Below are 21,298 nucleotides of genomic sequence, written 5' to 3'. Positions count from 1 at the left end.
CTACTATTATACCATGAATGGCGAAACAATTCATTACGATGTTGCCGCTGAAGCGGGAAACCGGGCCCCCGGAGCGTATTTCGCCTCTAAAAAGTGGTAAGGGTTGGTGCTTAAATTTTGCACGATTTCATACTCGCCGGTTTCCGTGGCTTGCACAAGAAACGGGATGCCGTCATAATACACCAATTTCTGCTTTTCGTACGCCGCCCTATCGGTGGGGAACACTAAATGCTCGGGCATCATCGTATACAAAATCATTGAACGATCTTCCCTTCGCCGCTTTTTTTCATCTCAATCAGCTCGCGCAGCTTCGCCATCGCTTGCGACACGCCGCCCACCTCGTCGATCAGCCCGTACCGGACGGCGTCGGGTCCGACGACGTTCGTGCCGATGTCGCGCGTCAAATTGCCTTTGGAAAACATGAGCTCTTTAAATTTTTCCTCACTGATCTTCGAATGTTTCGTCACGAAACGGACGACGCGCTCCTGCATTTTATCCAAATACTCAAACGTCTGCGGCACCCCGATCACAAGCCCGGTCAGACGGATCGGGTGGATCGTCATCGTCGCCGTCTCGGTGATGAACGAATGGTCGCACGAAACGGCAATCGGCACGCCGATCGAATGGCCGCCGCCAAGCACGATGGAAACGGTCGGTTTCGACAGCGACGCAAGCATTTCGGCGATGGCGAGCCCGGCTTCGACATCGCCGCCAACAGTGTTCAAAATGACAAGCAGCCCTTCGATTTTCGGATTTTGCTCAATGGCGACGATCTGCGGAATGACATGCTCGTATTTCGTCGCTTTGTTTTGCGGCGGCAGCTGAATATGGCCTTCAATTTGGCCGACGATCGTCAAGCAATGAATGTTCGTATCGAGTTCCATTTGCGGAACGTTCGTCTGCCCGAGTTGGGTGATGGCGGCGGTTGCTTCCTCGGTCTTTGTCTCCGGCTGTTCGCCCTCGGCTTCCGCTTGGAAATAACGCTCCTTCTCCATTGTTTCGTCTCCTTTCTTGTCGGTCATACGTTTAGTATGGCCGAAAAAAGAAAGAAAAATGCCGGCAACAACCGACCGTTCCCAGCATTTTTCGTTGGACTTTGAGCATGATTGCATTATACTTCCATTTTTATTTCAGTAAGTAACTCGGGATAGCACACGAAAACAAAATAAAATAAGTATTAAAACGTAATTTAGCAAAAGGCCGGTAAACGAAATAAAATAAGCTAGTGGGAAAAATTGTGGTCAATGTGGTAAAAGCGCAAAGGTTACGCCCGGCACCTCAAGGTGGATGTCGATCCGATCCAACAGCGGCTCTGACAAACGGGCGCGGTATCGCTGGATTTGCGGCGGCATGCAGGCACACTGCCGCTGTTCCCGCGAGCCGAAAAATCCGCAGAGGCACGCGTGAAGATAACCACCTAGAACTGGCGATTTACAGGGAAACTTCAACGTCACCTGCATTGCCAGAAGATGGTACACCCAGTGGGCGCATAAGACGTGCTCGTTTAGTGAAAAACATGTTGCTTGTCGATCTGCTGCTGCAACCGGTCTCAATGTCCGTTCTCTTCGTCTGGCCGAACACAACAAGTCAACAGTAAACCCGCCTAATCTTAGAAGATGATCTAAAGCTTTGGGGGTATCAATCGCTTACCTTGGTTGTTTTGAGAACCTTCCGGAACATACACTAGGCCAGCGGATCAAGAAGGCTCGACTGTATCATGGATATAACAAAAGAGAATTTGGAGAGATTTTTGGGTTGAGCACGAGGATAATATGATGAGTACCGGCCTTCTGAAAAATATATGAAGCGTCTTGATACATTCTTTAGCTATCTTTCATTAACATCAAACCGCCCCTCGGATGTTGAAAAAGGCTTGTACGAGAATCGGTCTTCGACAAAAAGACAGGAGGTTGCGGCTACTGCCACGCAACCCCTCAATGCACTCAGGAAAATCATTTTTCGGGCTTCCAACAATCTTAGGTACTGGGTACGCTCGCATCCGTCCGGGGTCAAATGGAATAAGCAGCGATTGGAACAAGTCGGGATCGTATTTCTCCCGATCGAGCCATAGGTCTTCATCCTCTGGCCACAAAATCACCGGCATCCGGTCGCTGTGTCTATTTGGCTTGGATCGACCAGTCGATGACTTTATAGGTGTTCCCCTTCTTTTTCAGTTGAATAACCCACTTCTCCCGATAGGTATCAAATCGTTCCATCCGGTCGGCGTAGTCGTTGAACCGGTCAAATTCGGGCAACTTGTTGCGAATGATGGTGACCTCAACCTGGGTCGGACTGCATTCCTTCAGTGGTTGTACCGGATCGTAACACACGATTTGCCTGATGTCATTGCTTGTATTCTGCAGACGAGGATGTTGTTTCCACTTTTGCATTGCCTTGTCTCCCTCGATCCACTTCAGCAGTTCCTTCGGGTCACGGTGAAAGTAGCTTTCGACAAATTCGTAAACGACCCGGATTTTTTCATTTTTTGCCAAAGGTGCAGGAGCATTTTGTTGGTAGAAATGGTACAGACGCCGATAATACTGTTCAGACTCATCCATGTATTCATTCATTTTCAGAATATTTTCCTTGGACGCATAGGGAGTCGGAGCATCCGCATGTACGACGGGAGACGGGGTGTGACTCCAGACATATGTCAGCAGATTGCTCCCTCCTATCGCTAGGCACCATGCCATGACCCCGATCCATTGTTTGCGTTTCATATGAGTTGACCTCCCTAGTTTGTCAGGCTGCCATCATCCTGAATGATCCGTTTGATTTTCATCACGTTTTTACTCCAGATATAATCCAGCTTGTCAATTCTGACATTGGCGGATGACCCGGTTCCCCCTTCGTGGATGTACAAATGATTGCCGTTGGTATCTTTTCCTGCGTATATCGCCACATGATCCACTTTTTTGTCCTGATCCCAGTCAAAGAAGATCAGATCCCCGATTTTCAAATTGGTTTCATCAGGTGTTTTGCCTTTTGTCACTTCGCTGCCCCGTTTGATCTGGTCAGATGTGGTCCGGCCGATGTTTATATTCAATTCCGTCAAATATACAGACGAAGTAAAACCGGAGCAATCCATCGATTTGGGTGTCACCTTGTTTAGGTTGACTGTACCCGCACCGGGTTGAGCATACGGGATTTTCCCCACCCAGCGCTTGGCCTGACTCAGAATTTTGCCGCGAAGTTCATCTCCTTTGTTTTCTTTGGCTGTCGCAGTCGCGACTGCCTCTGCCGCATCCAGCTTCGCCAGCAGCGAGGCTTGATAGAGCGCTTGCGCCTGTCTGCTGATCTGCACGGCATCGGCCGAATCCTTTGCGCTTCCCCCTGTTGCCAGTCCCGCTTCTTTGCTGGAAAGTACGCGCTCGGTCTGGAGCGTACGTTGATTGGCTTGATAGGAAACCAGTTGGAACGTGGCCGGTTGGCTGCGAATAGACGTCATCCCCAAACAACTCCTTTATTTCAAATTTTTCCTCAATTGTAAGTTTACTATATTTATAGAGTTAAGTCAATAAGAATGAAGTTACCCACACCATTCTAGGAAGAGGGGATTTTGAAATGGCTCAATACCAGATTACCGTAGATTCGCAACTTTTGCATCAGCTTTTTCTCGGCCATTAGAATAGATGTGAAATGAATAATAACATTCGAAAACTCCGAAAAGAACGTGGCATACACGGGACGCACATCGCTAAAATGTTAAACATTACCCCTACGTTTTGTGAAATTGAACGCGGAAAGAAAAGATTGCGTGCGGATCTGGCCTCCCGAATCGCTGGGATATATGCTGATATTACGATCACACTGAATACCTACGCTCATGTTACATCGATGCAAAAGAGCTTTGCCAGAAACTTTGACTTGGCTGTCAAACAGGTTAGAAGCAAATCGCTTTAGCATCGTAAAGGTGGTCAATATGTGATCAAAGGACGATTTAAAAAGTAAAAAAAGAGCCGAAAACCTTGACATATCAAGGTTTTGCGACTCAAGTGTGGCAAGAAGAATTACACTTCCATAATAATCGGTAAAATCATTGGCCTCCGCTTTGTTTTTTCAAATAAAAATTGGCTGAGCGCTTCACGGATGTTCGCTTTCAGCGACGACCATTCGAGCATGTAGGATTCAAGGCAGCGCTCGATGATCGAAGCCACCATCTTCTCCGCTTCCTCAAGCAACGTCTCCGACTCGCGCATATAAACAAATCCGCGCGAAATGATTTCCGGTCCCGCCGCGATCGTTTTCGCTTCTTTATTCAGCGTGACGACGGCGATTAAAATGCCGTCTTGCGACAATAAGCGCCGATCGCGCAGGACGATGTTGCCGACATCGCCGATGCCAAGCCCGTCAATTAAAATGTTGCCGTACGGCACTTTGCCGCCGGAACGGGCGACGCCGCCGCGAAACTCGATCACTTCGCCTTTGTCGATCAAAAACGTCCGCTCTTCCGAGATGCCGACCGCTTTCGCCAGCCGAGCGTGCGCCTTTTGCATCCGGTATTCCCCGTGGACGGGGATGAAGTACTTCGGGCGCATGAAGTTGAGCATCAGCTTTAATTCTTCTTGGCAGCCATGCCCCGATACGTGCACTTGCCGATCGCGGTAAATGACGTTCGCCCCGGCGCGGTACAAGGCGTCAATCGTTTTCGCAAACCCGAGTTCATAGCCCGGCATGACGGACGCGGCGACGATGACGGTATCGCCTTCCTTGATGTTCACGTGCTTGTTCGTTTGGCGCGCCATCCGCCATAGCGCGCTCATCGGCTCACCATGCCCTCCGGTGGTCAAAATGACGAGCTCGCGGTCATGGTAGCGATCGAGATCGTGGGCCGAGATCGTCACCTTGTCTGGAACGTGCAAATAGCCAAGGCGCACGGCGATGTCCATCACTTTGTGCAGCGTTTTGCCGATCACCGCCACTTTGCGCCCGGACTCGTGCGATGCATAAAGCACCTGTTGGATGCGGGTAATGTTTGAGGCGTAGCAGGCGACGAATACCCGCCCTGGCGCATGGCCGATCACGTCGGCGATTTCATAGGCAACGGCCGTGTCGGAACCGCTGTAGCCCGGACGCTCGGCGTTTGTGCTGTCCGACAGCAAGCAGAGCACCCCTTGTTCGCCGATTTGCGCGATTTTGCCCAAATCGGTGCGGCTGTTGCCGTAGGGCGTCTGGTCAAACTTAAAATCGCTCGTGTACACGATCGCGCCTTGCGATGTTTGCAAGCTGATGCCGACCGAATCGGGAATGCTGTGAATCGTGCGGAAAAAGGTGACCTTGGCTTTGTCAAACACGAGCTCGACATCCGGGTGGATTTCGTTCAGCTTGGCGCCCGACACTCCTTGTTCCTTCAGCAACGCCTCTGCCAATCCGATCGTCAGCTTCGTTCCGTAAACCGGAACGGACAGCTGCTTGAGCACGTAGGCGATCGCACCCATGTGCTCCTCATGCCCATGGGTGAGGAAAATCGCTTGAATGCGGTGCTGCCGTTCAACCAAATAGGTGATGTCGGGGATCACCTTGTCGATGCCGAGCATTTCATCTTCTGGGAACATCACCCCGGCATCGATGACAAAAATGTCCTCGTCCAATTCGACGACATACATGTTCTTGCCGATTTCCCCTACTCCCCCTAGGGCAAAAAGGCGTATTTTCTCTACCGGCTTTATTTTTGATTTCAAGGCTGCGTCCTCCCAATCATGATGCTAACCCGCTCAAAGTCACTTGCTTTTATTATAACGAATCGATGTTGAGAAACACAAGATGGCTAATGCGCCAACCGCTGGATTTCTCACCAGCGAAAAGCGCCCTCAACGCCCGCCAAGGAGACGTTGAGGGCGCTCGGTTACGACAGAGCAGAAAGCAGGCGCTGAAGCTCGTTCCGTTCCTGTTCCGTGAGCGGGACGAGCGGAAGACGAACGGCGCCGACATCCAGCCCACAAAGCTGCAGCGCCGTTTTCACCGGAACCGGGCTTGGAGCGGCAAACAGCCCTTTCATGAGCGGCAGCCATCTTCGGTGCAGCGCCGCCGCCTGCTGGTGATCTCCAGCTTGGAAGGCGCGAATCATTCGCTGCATTTCATCGCCGATGATGTGCGAAGCAACCGAGACCACGCCGGCCCCCCCGATGGCGAGCACCGGAAGCGTCAAGCTGTCATCGCCGCTATAAAGCAAAAAATCGTCCGGGGTCCGTTCAATGATTTCGGCCATAGCGTCCAAATTGCCGCTCGCCTCTTTGACCGCAACGATGTTTGGGATTTCCGCCAGCCGGATGACGGTTTCCGGAGCGAGGCTGACCGCTGTGCGGCCCGGGACGTTATAGAGCATCACCGACAGCGATGTGCTTTCGGCAATCGCTTTGAAATGCTGGTACAACCCTTCTTGGTTCGGTTTATTGTAATACGGCGAAACGAGCATGACGGCGTCGACGCCCGCCTCTTCCGCCCGCTTGGTCAGCTCGATCGAAGCGCGCGTATTGTTCGTCCCCGTCCCAGCAATGACCGGCACGCGGCCGTTGACGACGGCGACGACATGGCGAAAGAGCGCCAGTTTTTCTTCGGTCGTCAATGTTGGCGATTCGCCGGTCGTGCCGGCGACGACGAGCGCATCCGTGCCATGGTCGAGCAAATAGTTGACCAGCTCCGTCGTTTTCGGCAAATCAAGATTCCCTTTTCGGTCAAACGGCGTGACCATCGCCGTTACGACGTTTCCGAACTGAATCACGGTTTTCACTCCTCACTCCAAATCGCTTCGTCTCCCCCCGCCTCAGATAGGCAAAAGGCGTCATGGAGAGCGTTGACCGCTTTTTCCATATCTTCCTCTTTCACTAACACCCAAATGGTCGTATGGCTGTCAGCCGATTGCAAAATTTGAATGCCTTGTTCTGACAAGGCGGTGACGATTTTCGCCGTCACCCCGGGCACGCCGGCGATGCCGGCGCCGACGACCGATACTTTGGCGCAACGCGGCGTCACGGCCGGTTCATAGCCGATGCGGCGCAAAGCAGCAATCGCTTTGTCCGTCATCTCGCCGCTGACCGTGTAGATAACGCCGTATGGGGAAATATTGATAAAATCGACGCTGATCCCTTCGTGGGCCATCGCTTGAAACACGTCCGACTGCAGCTCATAATGCCCTTCTTTCGCCAGCACCTTGATTTGCGTGACGTTGGCGACATGGGCGATGCCCGTCACTAGCCGCTCCCGCACGTCGCTCCCCTTTTGCGGACGAATCGAGGAGGTGACAAGCGTTCCCGGCGCATCCGAATACGTCGAGCGGATGCGCAGCGGCACTTTCGCCTGCATAGCGATTTCGACCGCGCGCGGGTGAATGACTTTCGCCCCTTGATACGCCATGTTGCAAATTTCCGTATAGGTGACAACCTCAAGCGGTCGGGCGTTTTCGACAATGCGCGGATCAGCGGTCATGACGCCGTCGACATCGGTGAAAATATCGACCCGCTCGGCGTTTAGCGCCGCGCCGAGCGCCGCCGCCGATGTGTCGCTGCCACCGCGGCCGAGCGTTGTGATATCGCCGTTTTCCGCCATCCCTTGAAAGCCGGCCACGACGGCGACATCGTGCTGTTCAAGCGCCTCAAGGAGGCGGTCGCAGCGCATCTCGACGATTTTGGCGTTCGTATAGTCGCTGTTCGTGCGGAATCCGGCTTGCGCGCCCGTGAACGCCGCCGCTTTGATGCCGTGGGCGTTCAACAAGTTGCTGAACACGACGCTGGAGATGATTTCTCCGCACGCCATGAGCAAGTCTTGTTCGCGCTTTGTCACATGATGCTCGGAGCCGCCGATCAGGCTAAGAAGCGTGTCGGTCGCGTACGGATCGCCGTATCGGCCCATGGCCGATACGACGACAACAACTTTGTAGCCGTCTTCAAGCGCCTTTTCAATGTGGCGGCGCGCCATGTTTCGCCCGCGTTCATCGCGGACGGACGTGCCGCCGAACTTTTGGACGATAATTTTCATGGTAACACCTCGACGATTGGATAAACTTTCCCGGCCTTCGCTGCGAGGAAGGCGGGGCCTCCGTCACGCTGGCCCATCCTTGGGCGTCCGCCTTGTGTCAGGCGAACGCCGTGCCGCGTTGAGGCGGGAGATGCCGTGAAAAAACGGCGTTATATCAACCCGAGCTTTCGTAAATGTTCCGCGATTTGCACCGAGTTCGAAGCCGCCCCTTTCAGCAAGTTGTCGGCGACAATCCAGAGGTGGAAGCCGCGCGGATGATCCAAATCGCGGCGGATGCGGCCGACAAACACATCATACTGGCCGACGCAATGGACCGGCATCGGATACAGCTGTTCGCTCGGATCATCTTGCAGCACGACACCCGGCGCCTCGCGAAGCACCTCGTGCAAGTCGGCAACGGTGACGCCGTCTTGCTCAACTTCGATGTACACCGATTCCGAGTGCCCGCTCGCCACCGGAATGCGCACGCACGTTGCCGCCACTTTCAGCTCGGGCATGTGCATAATTTTTTTCGTTTCGTTGATCATTTTCATTTCTTCAAATGTAAAGCCGTTGTCTTGGAACTTATCGATTTGCGGTATGGCGTTGAACGCAATCGGGTAATGCTTCCGATCCGATTTCACTGGCAAAATGTTCGCCTCGACCGGCTTCCCTTCGAGCACCGCTTTCGTCTGCGCATGCAGCTCTTCGATCGCCTGCGCCCCGGCCCCGGAGACGGCTTGGTACGTTGAAACGATCACGCGCTCTAAGCCAAACGCCTTCCGAATCGGCTCCAACGCCACGACCATTTGGATCGTCGAGCAGTTCGGATTGGCGATAATGCCGTTATGCCACGTCAAATCGCTTCCGTTCACTTCCGGGACGACAAGCGGCACGTTTTCGTCCATCCGAAAGGCGCTCGTATTGTCGATGACGACCGCCCCGCGCCGCACCGCTTCCGGCGCCAATGCCTTCGATACCGCCCCGCCGGCGCTGAACAAGGCGATGTCCACCCCTTCAAAGCGCTCGGGTGATGCCGCTTGCACCTCAATTTCCTCGCCGCGGAACCGCATTGTTTTGCCAGCCGACCGCTCCGATGACAACAAAGTCAATGTTCCAACCGGAAAGTTCCGATCCTCAAGCGTCCGCACCATTTGCTGCCCGACGGCCCCCGTTGCTCCGACGACAGCGACATGATATTGCTTTTGAGTCATCCACCATTCTCCTTCCACATCGTCACTCTAAGAAGTGAATTCATAGTCTTTATTTTATCACATTCCGCTGTGGACGAGAGAACATTTTTATGCGCCGCTTTGATTTTTGATTCAGTTGTAGCGGAAGCGTTCGATGACCACCGGCTGCAGCTGTTTTCCTTCCAGCGCGGCGAGAACCGTGTCGCGCAACAGCGGCATGTAGGCGACCATCGAGTTTGGCTTCGCCTGCGGGGCGTCTTGGCCGAACGGAATAAAGTAAATGTTTTTCGCCGCCATCAGCCGCATCAAGTTGACGCCGTTTAAGCCGAGCGCATCGTTTGTGGAAATGCCGAGCACGACCGGGCGGTGGTTGCGCATCGTCGCTTTGGCCGCCATGAGCACCGGGGAATCGGTCATGGCGTTGGCCAGCTTGCTCATCGAGTTGCCGGTGAGCGGAGCGATCACCATGCAGTCGAGCGGAATTTTCGGCCCGAGCGGCTCCGCTTTGACGATCGTGTCAATCACTTCGTTTCCCGTCAACTGTTCGAGTTTTTTCACCCATTCCTCCCCTTCGCCGAAACGGGTGTTGGTCGTCTTAACGGTGTACGTAACAATCGGCAATACTTCGGCCCCTTCATGGACAAGTTTTTCAATTTCGGGAAACACCGCATCATACGTGCAATGCGACCCGGTGAGGCCAAAGCCGATTCGTTTTCCTTTCAGGCTGTTTCCGCTCATCGTTTGTTCTCCTCCCGTTTTTGCCAATCTTCATACAAAAGCTGCGCCAAAACGTTGGCGATGATTTGTCCGGCTGTTTTCGGCGCGACGATCCCGGGCAGCCCGGGCGCTAAAATGGCTTTCACGCCGCGTTTTTCGGCGTAGCGAAAGTCGGTGCCGCCCGGTTTGGACGCCAAATCGATGATCAGCGTATGGGCCGGCATTTTGGCGATCACGCTCGCCGTGACAATCAAATGCGGAATCGTGTTGATGCAGACGTCAATATCGCGCACTTCTTTTTCCAAATCGTTTAGGTGAAACGGCACGAGCCCCATTTCGGTAATGCGGGCGAGATGCTCCGACCGGCGCGCCCCGACTTTCACTTTCGCCCCTAGGGCGGCAAACGTCCGGGCAACGGTCATGCCGACGCGTCCGAGCCCTAAGACGGCGACGCGCGAGCCGTGAATCGTAAAATCGGTGTGCTGAATGACCATCATCACCGTGCCTTCGGCGGTCGGAATGGAGTTGTAGATGGCCACATCATCGCGCGCAAACAGCTGCACGTGCTTACGTTCGGTCTTTCTCACCAGCTCATCCAAATACGAGTTGCTGATGCCGGAGTAAATGGTGCAGCGTTGGGCCGTTCGTTTCACCATTTCTTCGGTGAATGGAATCGGTTCTTGGGCGAACACGCTGTTTACTTTTCCATCCAACGTCGTGCCGTGAACCGGCAAAATAATAGCATCCAAATCAGGAAAATCGACTTCGTCAATCGGCAGCTTCACGGCCCCGGTAAAATGATGGGCCAGCTGGTCAAAGCCAACGAGCGATAACTTGGCATCCAATTCCACGAGTTTGCGAATGACTTCCAGCTGCCTCGCATCACCGCCGATGATGGCGACATGCATTCCTGTCAGCATCATGTTGTACGCTCACCTTCTTTGTTGGCAAACTGCTTCATTTCTTTTCCCATCTTATGTCGGGGGAAAACCATGGGTGAATGACCCGGCGGGAAAAAATGGGCGTCATCATCGCGACGCCGGGCTGCAACAGTCATGTTTTGCCGTTCCGTTTCTATACATAGAATAAAGGGACAAAAAGGAGGGAATCGACGGTGAGGCTGAGCGAACTAAGCGGCAAAGAAATCGTGGATGTCAGAAGGGCCGAGCGGCTCGGGGTGCTCGGACAAACGGATTTGGAAATCAACGAGCAAACCGGGCAAGTGGAGGCGCTCCTTATTCCGACAGGAAAATGGTTCGGGCTGCGGAAAGACCATCAAGAAATTCGCGTGCCGTGGAACTATATCCGCAAAATTGGCTCCGATATGGTGATGATCGACATTCCCGAAGAATAAGAGACAAAAAAGAAAAAAGCTAACCACCTCAGGAAAAGGTCGTTAGCTTTTTTACGCCCGTTTATGAGCGAAGCGGACGCGGCAGCACGCCGTCCGGGCTGATGAGGGCGAGCGCGTAATCGTCGGTGAACACCGTGCGCGCCAGCTCGTTCACTTTTTCCACCGTGACGCTCTCAATCTCCTCAATGATTTCGTCAAGCGAGCGATGGCGGCCAAGGAGCAGTTCGTTTTTGCCGTTGCGGCTCATCCGGCTGTTCGTGCTTTCCAGTCCGAGCATCAAACTTCCCTTCATTTGTTCTTTGCTGTTATGCAGCTCTTTTTCGGTAATGCCGCCTTCTTTTAATTGCTGGATCGTTTCTTGAATCGTCGCAAACAAAACATCGAGCTGCTCGCTCCCGGTGCCGGCGTAAATGGCGAGCAATCCGCTGTCTTGGTAGGCGGAATGGTACGAGAACACCGAATACGCCAATCCGCGCTGTTCGCGCACTTCCTGAAACAGCCGGCTGCTCATGCTGCCGCCTAAAATGTTGTTTAAGATGAGGAGTGGGTACGCGTCCGGATGACCGATCGGCAGCCCGTTGAACCCGATGCACACATGCGCCTGTTCGACGTCTTTTTTGCGCGCCATCTTTTGCGGCGCAAACGACGGCGTCCCTGGAGAAGGCGACCGATTCGCTGCCGTGAACGAGCCGAAATAGCGCTCGATCTCATCGATAAACCGCTCATCCACGTTGCCCGCCACCGAAACGACAACGCGATCCGGCGTGTAGTAATCGGCCATATACTGGCGCAGCGTATCGCCGGTAAACGTGCGCAACGTCTCTTCCGTGCCTAAAATCGGATAGCCGAGCGGGTGGTTCGCGTAACACGCCTTGCCGAGCAAATCGTGGACGATGTCATCGGGCGTGTCTTCGTACATTTTGATCTCCTCGAGCACAACGTTGCGTTCTTTGTGGAGCTCATCTTCCACAAACGTTGAGTGGAAAAACATATCGGCGAGCATGTCAAGCGCCAGCGGGGCATGTTCATCCAACACTTTGGCGTAGTAACACGTATACTCCTTCGAGGTAAAGGCGTTCACTTGCCCGCCGATGCTGTCGAACGCTTCGGCGATGTCTCGCGCCGTGCGCGTGGTTGTTCCTTTAAAAAACATGTGCTCCAAAAAATGCGAGATCCCGTTGTTTTGTTCTGTTTCGTTGCGCGATCCTGTGCCAATCCATACGCCGATGGCTACCGATCGAACCGTCGGGATTTGCTCGAGCACGATTCGCACACCGTTTTTGCACGTATATTTGTTAATCAACTCCATGTTCCTCCTGTTTGTTTGCCAGTCTTTTCTCATCGAATAAGGCCGTCAAGCTGCCTAACGCGTAACCTTGGCGTTTGATTGAGACGATCAGCTCATCGAGCGCCGCCGCCGTCGGCATCGTCGGATGCATTAACACGATGGCGCCGGGATGGATGTTCGCTGCCACCCGTTTCACTATAACAGATGGGGCTGGTTTTTGCCAATCAATTGTATCGACGCTCCATAGAATCGTTTTCATGCCAAGTTCCGCGGCGATCTCGACGACCTCGTCGCGATAGCTGCCGCTTGGCGGAGCGAACCATTTGCATTGGACCGCGGTCGCCGCTTCGATCACTTCGTTCGTTTTCTTGAGCTCGCGGCGAATGTCGTCGCCGCTGAGCATTTTCATATCAGGATGGCTGTAGGAATGGTTGCCGATCTCATGGCCGGCATCTGCAATCATTTTTGCCATCTCCGGATGTTTTTTTACCCATTGCCCTTCCAAAAAGAACGTTGCCTTGACTTGATGCTTTTTCAGCGTCTCGAGCATGTCAGGAAGGTATTCTTCCCCCCAAGCGACATTGACCGTCAGCGCCACCATCGGTTTGTCGGGATGGCCGCGGTAGATTGGCGCCGGCGGCAAATCGTCCAAATGAACGCGCGGCGGCACTTGGCGGAACACAAGCTTGCGCTCATCGAACGTTCCTGTTTTTTTCATGTTTTGATAGGAAGCCTCAATATCGACGGCCAGACCGTTATACCCGGGCGTCGCCTTCCACACTTTATCAATGACCGCATCTTGGGCGGGAATTTCGTACTGCTTCGCCTGCTTGACGATCGTTTCATACAGCTTGTCGCGCTCCTTTTTCATCGCCGTTGTGTCCGTCGGACGCCAGCTCTCGACATAGTTGCCGACCGGCGGCCAATGCACGGCCATCCAAGCGGCAAGCAACATGACCGCCAGCGCCATATAGCGGATGGATGCGTTGTTCACCCTTGTCCCCCTCCTTTTTCATTACTACAAAATATGTAGGCAGGGGACAGTGTAGAACATAACAAAAGAGCCTTAAGAAACAAATTCCTAAGGCTTCATGCGGTGGCGCTCCGGCCGTCTTCCCCGTTTTTCCCGCGTCTCTTTCGGCGCCTGGCCGATGCCGCGGGCGTCGCGCAACACCGCTTTGCGCGACAGGTTGACGCGTCCTTGTTTATCGATTTCTGTGACTTTGACTAAAATTTCATCGCCGATCGAAACGACGTCTTCGACTTTGCCGACCCGTTCTTCGGCCAGTTCGGAAATGTGGACAAGCCCGTCTTTGCCGTTGAACAGTTCAACAAAGGCGCCGAATTTTTCGATCCGCTTCACTTTGCCTAAATACACTTGGCCGACTTCGACTTCGCGGACGATGTCTTCGATGATTTGCTTCGCTTTTTGGTTGGCCGCTTCGTCGACCGACGAGATGAAAATCGTGCCGTCTTGTTCGATGTCGATTTTGACGCCGGTCTCGTCGATGATTTTGTTGATCTGCTTGCCGCTTGGTCCGATCACCTCGCGGATTTTGTCCGGATTGATGTGCATGATCAAAATTTTCGGCGCATATTTGGACAGCTCTTTGCGCGGTTCGCTGAGCGTCTGCATCATATGGTCCAAAATCTCCAGCCGCCCTTTGCGCGCTTGCATGAGCGCTTCTTCCAAAATGTCGCGCGTCAGTCCTTTAATTTTAATGTCCATCTGCAGGGCGGTGACGCCTTTTCTCGTGCCGGCGACTTTAAAGTCCATATCGCCAAGATGGTCTTCAATGCCTTGGATGTCGGTCAAAATCGTGTAATGATCGCCGTTTTTCACCAACCCCATGGCGATGCCAGCGACCGGCGCTTTAATCGGCACCCCGGCGTCCATCATCGCCAGCGTGCTGGCGCAAATGCTCGCTTGCGAGGTCGAGCCGTTCGACTCCAACACTTCGGAAACAAGGCGGATCGTATACGGAAACTCCCGCTCCGACGGCACGACCGGCTCAAGCGCCCGCTCGCCAAGCGCCCCGTGTCCGATTTCACGCCGCCCCGGCCCGCGCATCGGCCCCGTTTCCCCGACGGAAAACGGCGGGAAGTTGTAATGGTGCATAAACCGCTTCGATTCTTCCAAATCAAGCCCGTCCAAAATTTGCACATCGCCGAGCGCCCCAAGCGTACAGACGCTTAACACTTGCGTTTGCCCGCGCGTAAACAGGCCGGAGCCGTGCGTGCGCGGCAGGACGCCGACCGCCGACGAGAGCGGGCGGATTTCATCGACTTTGCGCCCGTCCGGACGAATTTTGTCCACCGTGATCAGACGGCGCACTTCCTCTTTCACGAGCTTGTGCAAAATTTCCTGCACTTGCTTCAACTTCTCTTCATCCGCTTCTTCCGCCTCGTATTTGGCGATGACGCCCGCTTTCACGTCTTCAATGGCCGCATCGCGCGCCAATTTTTCCGGCACTTGCACCGCCTTTTTAATATCGGCTTCCGCAAGCTGGCGAATTTCCGCCTCCAACGCTGGATCCGGCTCATACAGGACGACTTCCATTTTCTCTTTGCCGACTTGGGCGGCGATTTCCTCTTGGAAGGCGATGAGCCGCTTCACTTCCTCATGGCCGAACATAATCGCTTCGAGCATCACTTCTTCCGGCACTTCGTCCGCGCCGGCTTCCACCATGTTGATCGCGTCTTTCGTGCCGGCGACAACGAGATGCAGATCGCTTTTTTCCATTTGTTCGACCGTCGGGTTGACGACAAACTGGCCGTCGACGCGGCCGACGATCACACCGGCGATCGGCCCTTCAAACGGAATGTCGGAAATCGTCAGCGCCAGCGAGGAACCGATTAAGGCGGCCACTTCTGGCGCGCAGTCTTGGTCAACGCTCATGACCATGGAGACGACCTGCACTTCATTGCGAAACCCTTCGGCAAAGAGCGGGCGAATCGGGCGGTCGATCAACCGGCTCACCAAAATCGCTTTTTCGCTCGGCCGGCCTTCGCGCTTAATAAACCCCCCGGGAATTTTCCCGACGGCGTACAGCCGCTCCTCGTAGTTGACGGTCAGCGGGAAAAAGTCGACGCTTTTCGCTTCCCGCGATGCGGTGGCCGTGCTCAGCACAACCGTGTCGCCATAGCGGACGAGCGCCGCGCCGTTCGCCTGTTTCGCCAGTTCGCCGGTCTCGATTATGAGCGGGCGCCCAGCCACCTCGATGGAAAACACGCGTTTCTCTTGTTCCATACAGACGAGTACTCCTCTCTATGTACAAATGAAATGATGGATGCCGCTGATGATTAGTATGGACGAATCGGCGTCATTGTTATCATCGCCGTGTCAATCCCGCCTGCAAACTAGCAAAAAAGCGGGAATGCTCCCGCTTTTTTATCGACGTAATCCAAGTTTCTCAATCAATTCACGGTAGCGCGTCACATCTTTGTTGCGCAAGTAGGTCAATAGATTGCGGCGTTTCCCAACCATTTTCAGCAGGCCGCGCCGTGAATGATGGTCTTTTTTATGGACGCGCAAATGCTCGTTCAACGTATTGATTTGCTCCGTCAAAATCGCAATTTGCACTTCCGGAGAACCGGTGTCGTTCTCGTGGATTTTAAATTGCTCGATGATTTCGCGTTTGCGTTCTTGCGTCAATGCCATCCTCGTTCACCTCCCTAGCTTGAAATCCCCGGTTGCCGAGCGGGCGTCGGTGACTCGCCTAGCCAAGCAACGGTTCACATACACTGATTAGAATACCTCTTTTTCCGGCAAAATGCAAGTCTTTTCATTGAAGCGCCGGAAATACTGCTCCGCCTCCTCCTTGTCGCGGGCGATTTGCGCGGCCAGTTCGTCAACGCTGGCAAATTTCCGTTCGCTCCGCAGCCGGCGATGCCATTCGACGACGAGCGTTTGTCCATAAAGATCGCCGGAAAAATGGAACAAATGCACTTCGATCGTCGGCAACCCTTCGCGCGCCGCATGAAACGTCGGTTTATATCCGACGTTCGCCACCCCTTCATACTCATTGCCATCGACGGTCACCTTGACGGCATAGACGCCGACTGCCGGCAAAATATAATCGCCGTTTAAGGCGATGTTCGCGGTCGGGAAGCCGATCGTCCGCCCGCGCCGCTCCCCGGCTACGACCGTTCCCTCGAGATCATAAAAGCGGCCGAGCAGGCGGGGAAGTTGATCCACGTCCCCGCTTTCCAGCAGCTTCCGCACGCGGGTGGAACTTACCTTTTCCCCGTCGACGACGAGTTTCGGAATGACCGTCTGCCCAAATCGGCCGCGGGCGTGGATTGGCATCGTCTCCATCGTTCCTTTTCCGAACCGCCCGTAAGTGAAGTCAAAGCCGGCGACCACGTGCTTGACATGCAGTCCGTCCAAATACTCGTCGACAAATTGCTCCGGCGCCAAGGCGGCAAACGTCGGCGTAAATTCGACCACGTACAGCCGATCGACGCCAAGTGATGCAATGAGCCGCTCTTTTTTGCCAAGCGGCGTGATGGCGCGAAGTTCAGGCTGTTTGCCGAGCACGACGGACGGATGGGGATGGAACGTCATCACCGCGCTTTCGTACCCGCGCTCCTTCGCAGCCTCGACCGCCGTTTTGATCACTTTTTGGTGGCCGAGGTGGATGCCGTCAAAATACCCGAGCGCCATCACGGCAGGGGGGAGCGCTTGCCGTTCGAGCTGATGCGGATGTGAAAGAAACAGCGTTTCCATATCGATAACCTACCTTCTTTGTTTCCGCCGCGCCTTTTTCATGAACCAAACACTTTGAGCGGCTTCATCAAGCCGGGGCGCGTCGGGTGCTTGACGTACAGAGCCAGCGCTTCCCGCTCAGGCGAAACGAGCACAATCGGTCCATCAACCTGCTCGAAAAATGCGGGAAGGCGAAGCAGCGCCCCGTTCTTTACTTTCTCTGCTACTTTATCATTGATTTGATATTTCGGCAAATGAAAGAGCGCTCGCTCAATCGGAATGATGAGGGAAGCGGCCGTTCCGTCAGCCGCTCGCCGGGCAAGTTCCGCCAACGTCACACACTCCTCAAGCCGGAACGGCCCCGAGGCCGTCCGGACCAGATCGGACATGTGCGCCGGGTAGCCGAGCCGCTCGCCGATCGTCACCGCAAGCGTACGGACATACGTGCCTTTGCTGCACGTGACGCGAAAGCGGAACGACACCGTTTCCCCGGTGAACTGCTCACGCTCATCGAGCAGCTTCAGCTCATAAATCGTCACGCGCCGCACCGGACGCTCCACTTCGAGGCCGGCGCGCGCGTATTCATATAGTTTTTTGCCGCCCACTTTCACCGCGGAGTACATCGGCGGCGTTTGCTCTATTTCGCCAGTCAAGCTGTCCAGCACCGCTTCGATCTCCGCGCGCGCGATCGCCCGCTCGATCGGGCGGGCGGCGATGATGTCGCCGTCGGCGTCTTCCGTTGTCGTCGCGGCCCCAAGCGTCACTTCTCCTTCGTACGTTTTCGTCGCGCCGGTTAAAAATTCAGCGATGCGCGTCGCCTTGCCAAGGCAAATGGGCAGCACGCCGGACACGTTCGGATCCAACGTACCGGTGTGCCCCGCTTTTTTGACGCCGAGCAGGCGGCGCACGCTCGCCACACAGTCATGCGATGTCATTCCTTTCGGTTTATGGAGCAGCAATACCCCGTCCATCGGCGCACCCTTTCTGTTTCCATACTCGCAAATGAAAAGGAACGTCCGCTGCCGATTTTCGGCATCGTTTGCGGATAAAGTGCGGCAAAGAGGGTGTCCCAAAAGGATCGGAATCCCCTCTTTTATTGCTCTATATACGTGCTGACTGCTTCTGCCGCACGATCGGTCGTGCCGATCTTGAAAGCAGCCAACCTTTTCGGTCAGCCCCCTTGCTACTGCTTATCCGCATTCTCGTCAGCTTCCTTGCTGTCCGAAAGTTGCCGGATCAGCTGCTCAATGCGGCTTCCGTATTCGATCGTTTCGTCGATTTCAAACAAAATGTCCGGCGTTTTGCGCAGGCGGATGCGCTGCCCGATTTCCGAGCGGATAAACCCTTTTGCTTTTTCCAGCGCCTTCAGCGTCTCTTCCCGCTGTTTGTCATCGCCCAAGATACTGATGTACACTTTGGCCTGCTGCAAATCGCCTGTCACGCGCACATCGGTCACCGTCACAAAGCCGATGCGCGGGTCTTTCAGCTTGCGACCGATAATGTCGCTCAGCTCTTTTTTCATCTGCTCGCCCACGCGAGTTGCCCGTATATTCATCATCCATCACCTCGATCACAGCCACTCGAATACTGTCGCCGCCCGCTCCAACTCGGGAAACGAATCGAGCAACGCCAACGCCCGTTCGAGCTCCCGTTCGGCAGCGCGGCGGCTGGACGCGATGGCAACGAGGCCGATTTTCGCCCGCTGCCACGCCTCTTGATGATCGATTTCCGCCACCGACACGTTGTACCGTTGCCGAATTCTCGTCAGCACCCGCTGCAAGACGGCTCGTTTGTCCTTCAGCGACCGGGCGTTGTAGATCAGGCACTCGCACGCGGCGAATCCGATCATGCCCGAGCCACTTCCTGCATAACGTACGCCTCGATGACGTCCCCTTCTTTAATATCGTTGAAGTTTTTGATCGTCACCCCGCACTCATAGCCTTGCGCCACTTCGCGCACATCGTCTTTGTACCGCTTGAGCGAATCGATTTCCCCTTCGTAGACGACGATGCCTTGGCGAATGAGGCGCACTTTGCTGTCGCGGGTGATTTTGCCGTCGGTGACGTAGCAGCCGGCGATCGTGCCGACTTTCGACACCTTAAACGTTTGCCGCACTTCCGCTTGGCCGATCACTTTTTCTTCGTATTCCGGATCGAGCATTCCTTTCATGGCCGCCTCAATTTCCTCGATGACGTTGTAAATGATGCGGTGGAGGCGGATGTCCACTTTTTCCGATTCGGCGGCGCGCTTCGCGTTGGCGTCCGGACGGACGTTAAAACCGATGACGATGGCGTTTGAAGCCGTCGCCAACGAAATGTCCGATTCGGTGATGGCTCCAACGGCAGCGTGGATGATTTTCACCCGCACGCCTTCGACGTCGATTTTTTGCAAGGCGGCGACAAGCGCTTCAACCGATCCTTGGACGTCGGCCTTGACGATCAAGTTCAGCTCTTTCATTTCGCCTTGCTTAATTTGTTCAAACAGATCGTCCAAGCTGATGCGCGTTTTGACGCTCCGCTGCTCCTGCAGCTGCCGCTGCGCCCGCACTTCGCCGATTTGCCGCGCTTTTTTCTCATCTTCAAACACCATAAAGCGGTCGCCGGCTTGCGGCACATCGTGCAGACCGGTGATTTCGACCGGCATCGATGGCCCCGCCTCTTTGACGCGCCGGCCGCTGTCGTTCACCATCGCGCGCACGCGCCCGTACGTCGTGCCGACGACGATCGGATCGCCGATGCGAAGCGTTCCGGTTTGGATCAACAGCGTCGCCACCGGGCCGCGTCCTTTGTCAAGCTTCGCTTCAATCACCGTGCCGACCGCGCGCCGGTTCGGGTTCGCCTTCAGTTCTTCCATTTCGCTGACGAGCAAAATCATCTCAAGCAAGTGGTCAATGCCTTCTTTCGTTTTCGCCGACAACTTGCAGAAAATCGTATCCCCGCCCCATTCTTCCGGAACGAGGTTGTATTCCATCAGCTCCTGCATGACGCGGTCTGGGTTGGCTTCCGGTTTATCCATTTTGTTGATGGCGACGATGATCGGCACGTTGGCGGCCTTGGCGTGGTTGATCGCTTCGACCGTTTGCGGCATGACCCCGTCATCGGCAGCGACAACAAGAATGACGATATCCGTCACTTGCGCGCCGCGCGCCCGCATCGTCGTAAACGCTTCATGCCCCGGCGTATCGAGGAACGTAATCTTTTTGTCGTTGACGGTCACTTGGTACGCCCCGATGTGCTGGGTAATGCCGCCCGCTTCTTGCTCCGTCACTTTCGAATGGCGGATCGCATCGAGCAGCGTCGTTTTTCCGTGGTCGACGTGCCCCATGATCGTCACAACCGGCGGCCGTTCCACGAGATCTTCCGGCGCGTCGACAATCTCGATCGTTTCGAAGTTCGTTTCATCGATCGTCACTTTTTCTTCGACTTCGACGCCGTAATCGGAGCAGATCAGTTCGATCGCGTCCTTGTCTAAGTCTTGGTTGATGGTCGCCATCACGCCGAGCATAAACAGCTTTTTAATGATTTCCGACGGCTCGCGGCCCAATTTTTTCGCCAGCTCGGCTACCGTCAGCGAACCTTCGAACGTAATTTTTTTCGGCAGCTCTTTTTCTTTTTTCACCGGCTGCGGCGGCTGCTTCGCGGCCGGGGCGGCTTGTTTTTTCCCTTTGGCCGGCCCTTTGCCTTTCTTTTTCGCCGCTTGGAGCAGCTTTTTCTCCTGCTGCTGGGCTTCGGTTTTTTTCGTTTCCTTCCCTTTTGGCGCACCTTTTTTCTTCACCGGCTTGCTTTTCGCCGCTTCTTTTCCATCGTCAAACAGTTCTTCATCAGCAAAATCGGTCGCTTTCGCCGGCGTCGGCCGCTTCGGCTTCTCCGGCTTTTTCCCTTTCTTTTCCTCTTTTCGCCCGTCTTTTTTCCCCGTGTTCGGGCGGTATTGATGATCGAGCTTTTCGACGACATCGGCCTCGAGCATGGTCATATGATTGTTCACTTCGATGTTCATTTCTTTCAATTTATGGATAACGTCCTTGCTAGACACGTTTTGTTTTTTGGCGTATTCGTAGACACGCATTTTGGACATACATTCACCCC

At 54.5% G+C, this 21,298-nt stretch carries 22 protein-coding genes; 1 reads left to right on the top strand and 21 read right to left on the bottom strand.

Features of this window, described 5'->3' with window-relative positions; translation table 11 throughout:
- Positions 1-33 precede the first annotated feature (33 nt).
- The 12 genes from B4113_RS17795 to dpaA form a co-directional block, all read right to left on the bottom strand.
- The gene (locus B4113_RS17795) at positions 34-258 is read right to left on the bottom strand and encodes a YlzJ-like family protein (protein ID WP_033843542.1); all 225 of its coding nucleotides are present in this window, start codon (positions 256-258) and stop codon (positions 34-36) included.
- Positions 255-995, bottom strand: coding sequence for a ClpP family protease (locus B4113_RS17790; protein WP_033023128.1), 741 nt, complete (start codon positions 993-995; stop codon positions 255-257). Before B4113_RS17790 ends, B4113_RS17795 begins: the two co-directional genes overlap by 4 nt.
- 246 nt (positions 996-1,241) lie before the next feature.
- Complete coding sequence (locus B4113_RS21320; protein ID WP_369802302.1) at positions 1,242-1,460, bottom strand: ATP-binding protein; 219 nt, start codon at positions 1,458-1,460, stop codon at positions 1,242-1,244.
- A gap of 383 nt (positions 1,461-1,843) precedes the next feature.
- Positions 1,844-2,104: an SOS response-associated peptidase family protein gene (locus tag B4113_RS19245; RefSeq protein ID WP_081897198.1), complete on the bottom strand. Its 261-nt coding sequence runs from the start codon at positions 2,102-2,104 to the stop codon at positions 1,844-1,846.
- A 13-nt stretch (positions 2,105-2,117) separates the two neighbouring features.
- Positions 2,118-2,720, bottom strand: a complete 603-nt coding sequence (locus B4113_RS17785) for a hypothetical protein (protein ID WP_033843541.1) — start codon at positions 2,718-2,720, stop codon at positions 2,118-2,120.
- A 14-nt stretch (positions 2,721-2,734) separates the two neighbouring features.
- Positions 2,735-3,448, bottom strand: a complete 714-nt coding sequence (locus B4113_RS17780) for a C40 family peptidase (RefSeq protein WP_033843540.1) — start codon at positions 3,446-3,448, stop codon at positions 2,735-2,737.
- Positions 3,449-4,010: 562 nt separating this feature from the next.
- Positions 4,011-5,681 (bottom strand): ribonuclease J, encoded by a 1,671-nt coding sequence (locus B4113_RS17775; RefSeq protein ID WP_033023125.1) that lies wholly within the window; start codon positions 5,679-5,681, stop codon positions 4,011-4,013.
- A gap of 164 nt (positions 5,682-5,845) precedes the next feature.
- Entirely contained in the window at positions 5,846-6,721 is an 876-nt protein-coding gene (dapA, locus tag B4113_RS17770; RefSeq protein ID WP_033023121.1) for a 4-hydroxy-tetrahydrodipicolinate synthase, read from the bottom strand.
- Positions 6,722-6,726: 5 nt separating this feature from the next.
- Positions 6,727-7,974, bottom strand: coding sequence for an aspartate kinase (gene dapG / locus B4113_RS17765; RefSeq protein ID WP_061912723.1), 1,248 nt, complete (start codon positions 7,972-7,974; stop codon positions 6,727-6,729).
- A 149-nt stretch (positions 7,975-8,123) separates the two neighbouring features.
- Positions 8,124-9,167, bottom strand: coding sequence for an aspartate-semialdehyde dehydrogenase (asd, locus tag B4113_RS17760; protein ID WP_033023115.1), 1,044 nt, complete (start codon positions 9,165-9,167; stop codon positions 8,124-8,126).
- Positions 9,168-9,278: 111 nt separating this feature from the next.
- Positions 9,279-9,884 (bottom strand): dipicolinate synthase subunit B, encoded by a 606-nt coding sequence (locus B4113_RS17755; RefSeq protein ID WP_033023114.1) that lies wholly within the window; start codon positions 9,882-9,884, stop codon positions 9,279-9,281.
- Positions 9,881-10,786, bottom strand: a complete 906-nt coding sequence (gene dpaA / locus B4113_RS17750; protein ID WP_061912722.1) for a dipicolinic acid synthetase subunit A — start codon at positions 10,784-10,786, stop codon at positions 9,881-9,883. The genes B4113_RS17755 and dpaA overlap by 4 nt, the downstream gene beginning before the upstream one ends.
- A 191-nt stretch (positions 10,787-10,977) precedes the next feature.
- On the opposite strand from dpaA, the gene B4113_RS17745 reads away from it, so the two are divergent.
- On the top strand, positions 10,978-11,217 hold the full coding sequence (locus tag B4113_RS17745; RefSeq protein ID WP_033023112.1) for a YlmC/YmxH family sporulation protein: 240 nt from the start codon (positions 10,978-10,980) through the stop codon (positions 11,215-11,217).
- A 61-nt stretch (positions 11,218-11,278) separates the two neighbouring features.
- On the opposite strand, the gene B4113_RS17740 is transcribed toward B4113_RS17745, so the two are convergent.
- The 9 genes from B4113_RS17740 to infB all read right to left on the bottom strand — a co-directional run bounded on the left by B4113_RS17740 (position 11,279) and on the right by infB (position 21,287).
- A complete protein-coding gene (locus B4113_RS17740; RefSeq protein WP_033843536.1) occupies positions 11,279-12,526 on the bottom strand; it encodes a pitrilysin family protein in 1,248 nt (415 codons plus the stop codon).
- Positions 12,513-13,499: a polysaccharide deacetylase family protein gene (locus B4113_RS17735; protein WP_033843535.1), complete on the bottom strand. Its 987-nt coding sequence runs from the start codon at positions 13,497-13,499 to the stop codon at positions 12,513-12,515. Before B4113_RS17735 ends, B4113_RS17740 begins: the two co-directional genes overlap by 14 nt.
- 87 nt (positions 13,500-13,586) lie before the next feature.
- Entirely contained in the window at positions 13,587-15,755 is a 2,169-nt protein-coding gene (gene pnp, locus B4113_RS17730; protein WP_033843534.1) for a polyribonucleotide nucleotidyltransferase, read from the bottom strand.
- Positions 15,756-15,896: 141 nt separating this feature from the next.
- A complete protein-coding gene (rpsO, locus tag B4113_RS17725; RefSeq protein ID WP_033023106.1) occupies positions 15,897-16,166 on the bottom strand; it encodes a 30S ribosomal protein S15 in 270 nt (89 codons plus the stop codon).
- 87 nt (positions 16,167-16,253) lie between these two features.
- Positions 16,254-17,234 (bottom strand): bifunctional riboflavin kinase/FAD synthetase, encoded by a 981-nt coding sequence (gene ribF / locus B4113_RS17720; RefSeq protein ID WP_033843533.1) that lies wholly within the window; start codon positions 17,232-17,234, stop codon positions 16,254-16,256.
- A 38-nt stretch (positions 17,235-17,272) separates the two neighbouring features.
- On the bottom strand, positions 17,273-18,184 hold the full coding sequence (gene truB / locus B4113_RS17715; protein ID WP_033843532.1) for a tRNA pseudouridine(55) synthase TruB: 912 nt from the start codon (positions 18,182-18,184) through the stop codon (positions 17,273-17,275).
- 212 nt (positions 18,185-18,396) lie between these two features.
- Complete coding sequence (rbfA, locus tag B4113_RS17710; RefSeq protein ID WP_033023102.1) at positions 18,397-18,768, bottom strand: 30S ribosome-binding factor RbfA; 372 nt, start codon at positions 18,766-18,768, stop codon at positions 18,397-18,399.
- Positions 18,769-18,783: 15 nt separating this feature from the next.
- Complete coding sequence (locus B4113_RS17705) at positions 18,784-19,062, bottom strand: DUF503 domain-containing protein (protein WP_033023101.1); 279 nt, start codon at positions 19,060-19,062, stop codon at positions 18,784-18,786.
- Entirely contained in the window at positions 19,059-21,287 is a 2,229-nt protein-coding gene (infB, locus tag B4113_RS17700; protein WP_033843531.1) for a translation initiation factor IF-2, read from the bottom strand. The genes B4113_RS17705 and infB overlap by 4 nt, the downstream gene beginning before the upstream one ends.
- Positions 21,288-21,298: the final 11 nt, after the last annotated feature.

Origin of the sequence: Geobacillus sp. B4113_201601 (assembly GCF_001587475.1) — a bacterium.
GTDB lineage: Bacteria > Bacillota > Bacilli > Bacillales > Anoxybacillaceae > Geobacillus > Geobacillus icigianus.
Note: the sequence above shows the minus strand (reverse complement) of the source record. Positions and strands in the feature narration are given on the sequence as shown.

Coding starts and splice junctions, on each gene's coding strand:
- B4113_RS17795 (WP_033843542.1), bottom strand. CDS start 258: ATGATTTTGTATACGATGATGCCCGAGCATTTAGTGTTCCCCACCGAT.
- B4113_RS17785 (WP_033843541.1), bottom strand. CDS start 2,720: ATGAAACGCAAACAATGGATCGGGGTCATGGCATGGTGCCTAGCGATA.
- pnp (WP_033843534.1), bottom strand. CDS start 15,755: ATGGAACAAGAGAAACGCGTGTTTTCCATCGAGGTGGCTGGGCGCCCG.
- rpsO (WP_033023106.1), bottom strand. CDS start 16,166: ATGGCATTGACGCAAGAACGCAAACGCGAAATCATCGAGCAATTTAAA.
- B4113_RS17740 (WP_033843536.1), bottom strand. CDS start 12,526: ATGGAGTTGATTAACAAATATACGTGCAAAAACGGTGTGCGAATCGTG.
- B4113_RS19245 (WP_081897198.1), bottom strand. CDS start 2,104: ATGCCGGTGATTTTGTGGCCAGAGGATGAAGACCTATGGCTCGATCGG.
- dpaA (WP_061912722.1), bottom strand. CDS start 10,786: ATGATGCTGACAGGAATGCATGTCGCCATCATCGGCGGTGATGCGAGG.
- infB (WP_033843531.1), bottom strand. CDS start 21,287: ATGTCCAAAATGCGTGTCTACGAATACGCCAAAAAACAAAACGTGTCT.
- B4113_RS17780 (WP_033843540.1), bottom strand. CDS start 3,448: ATGACGTCTATTCGCAGCCAACCGGCCACGTTCCAACTGGTTTCCTAT.
- B4113_RS17790 (WP_033023128.1), bottom strand. CDS start 995: ATGGAGAAGGAGCGTTATTTCCAAGCGGAAGCCGAGGGCGAACAGCCG.
- B4113_RS17705 (WP_033023101.1), bottom strand. CDS start 19,062: ATGATCGGATTCGCCGCGTGCGAGTGCCTGATCTACAACGCCCGGTCG.
- asd (WP_033023115.1), bottom strand. CDS start 9,167: ATGACTCAAAAGCAATATCATGTCGCTGTCGTCGGAGCAACGGGGGCC.
- rbfA (WP_033023102.1), bottom strand. CDS start 18,768: ATGAATATACGGGCAACTCGCGTGGGCGAGCAGATGAAAAAAGAGCTG.
- dapG (WP_061912723.1), bottom strand. CDS start 7,974: ATGAAAATTATCGTCCAAAAGTTCGGCGGCACGTCCGTCCGCGATGAA.
- B4113_RS17755 (WP_033023114.1), bottom strand. CDS start 9,884: ATGAGCGGAAACAGCCTGAAAGGAAAACGAATCGGCTTTGGCCTCACC.
- B4113_RS21320 (WP_369802302.1), bottom strand. CDS start 1,460: ATGCAGGTGACGTTGAAGTTTCCCTGTAAATCGCCAGTTCTAGGTGGT.
- truB (WP_033843532.1), bottom strand. CDS start 18,184: ATGGACGGGGTATTGCTGCTCCATAAACCGAAAGGAATGACATCGCAT.
- ribF (WP_033843533.1), bottom strand. CDS start 17,234: ATGGAAACGCTGTTTCTTTCACATCCGCATCAGCTCGAACGGCAAGCG.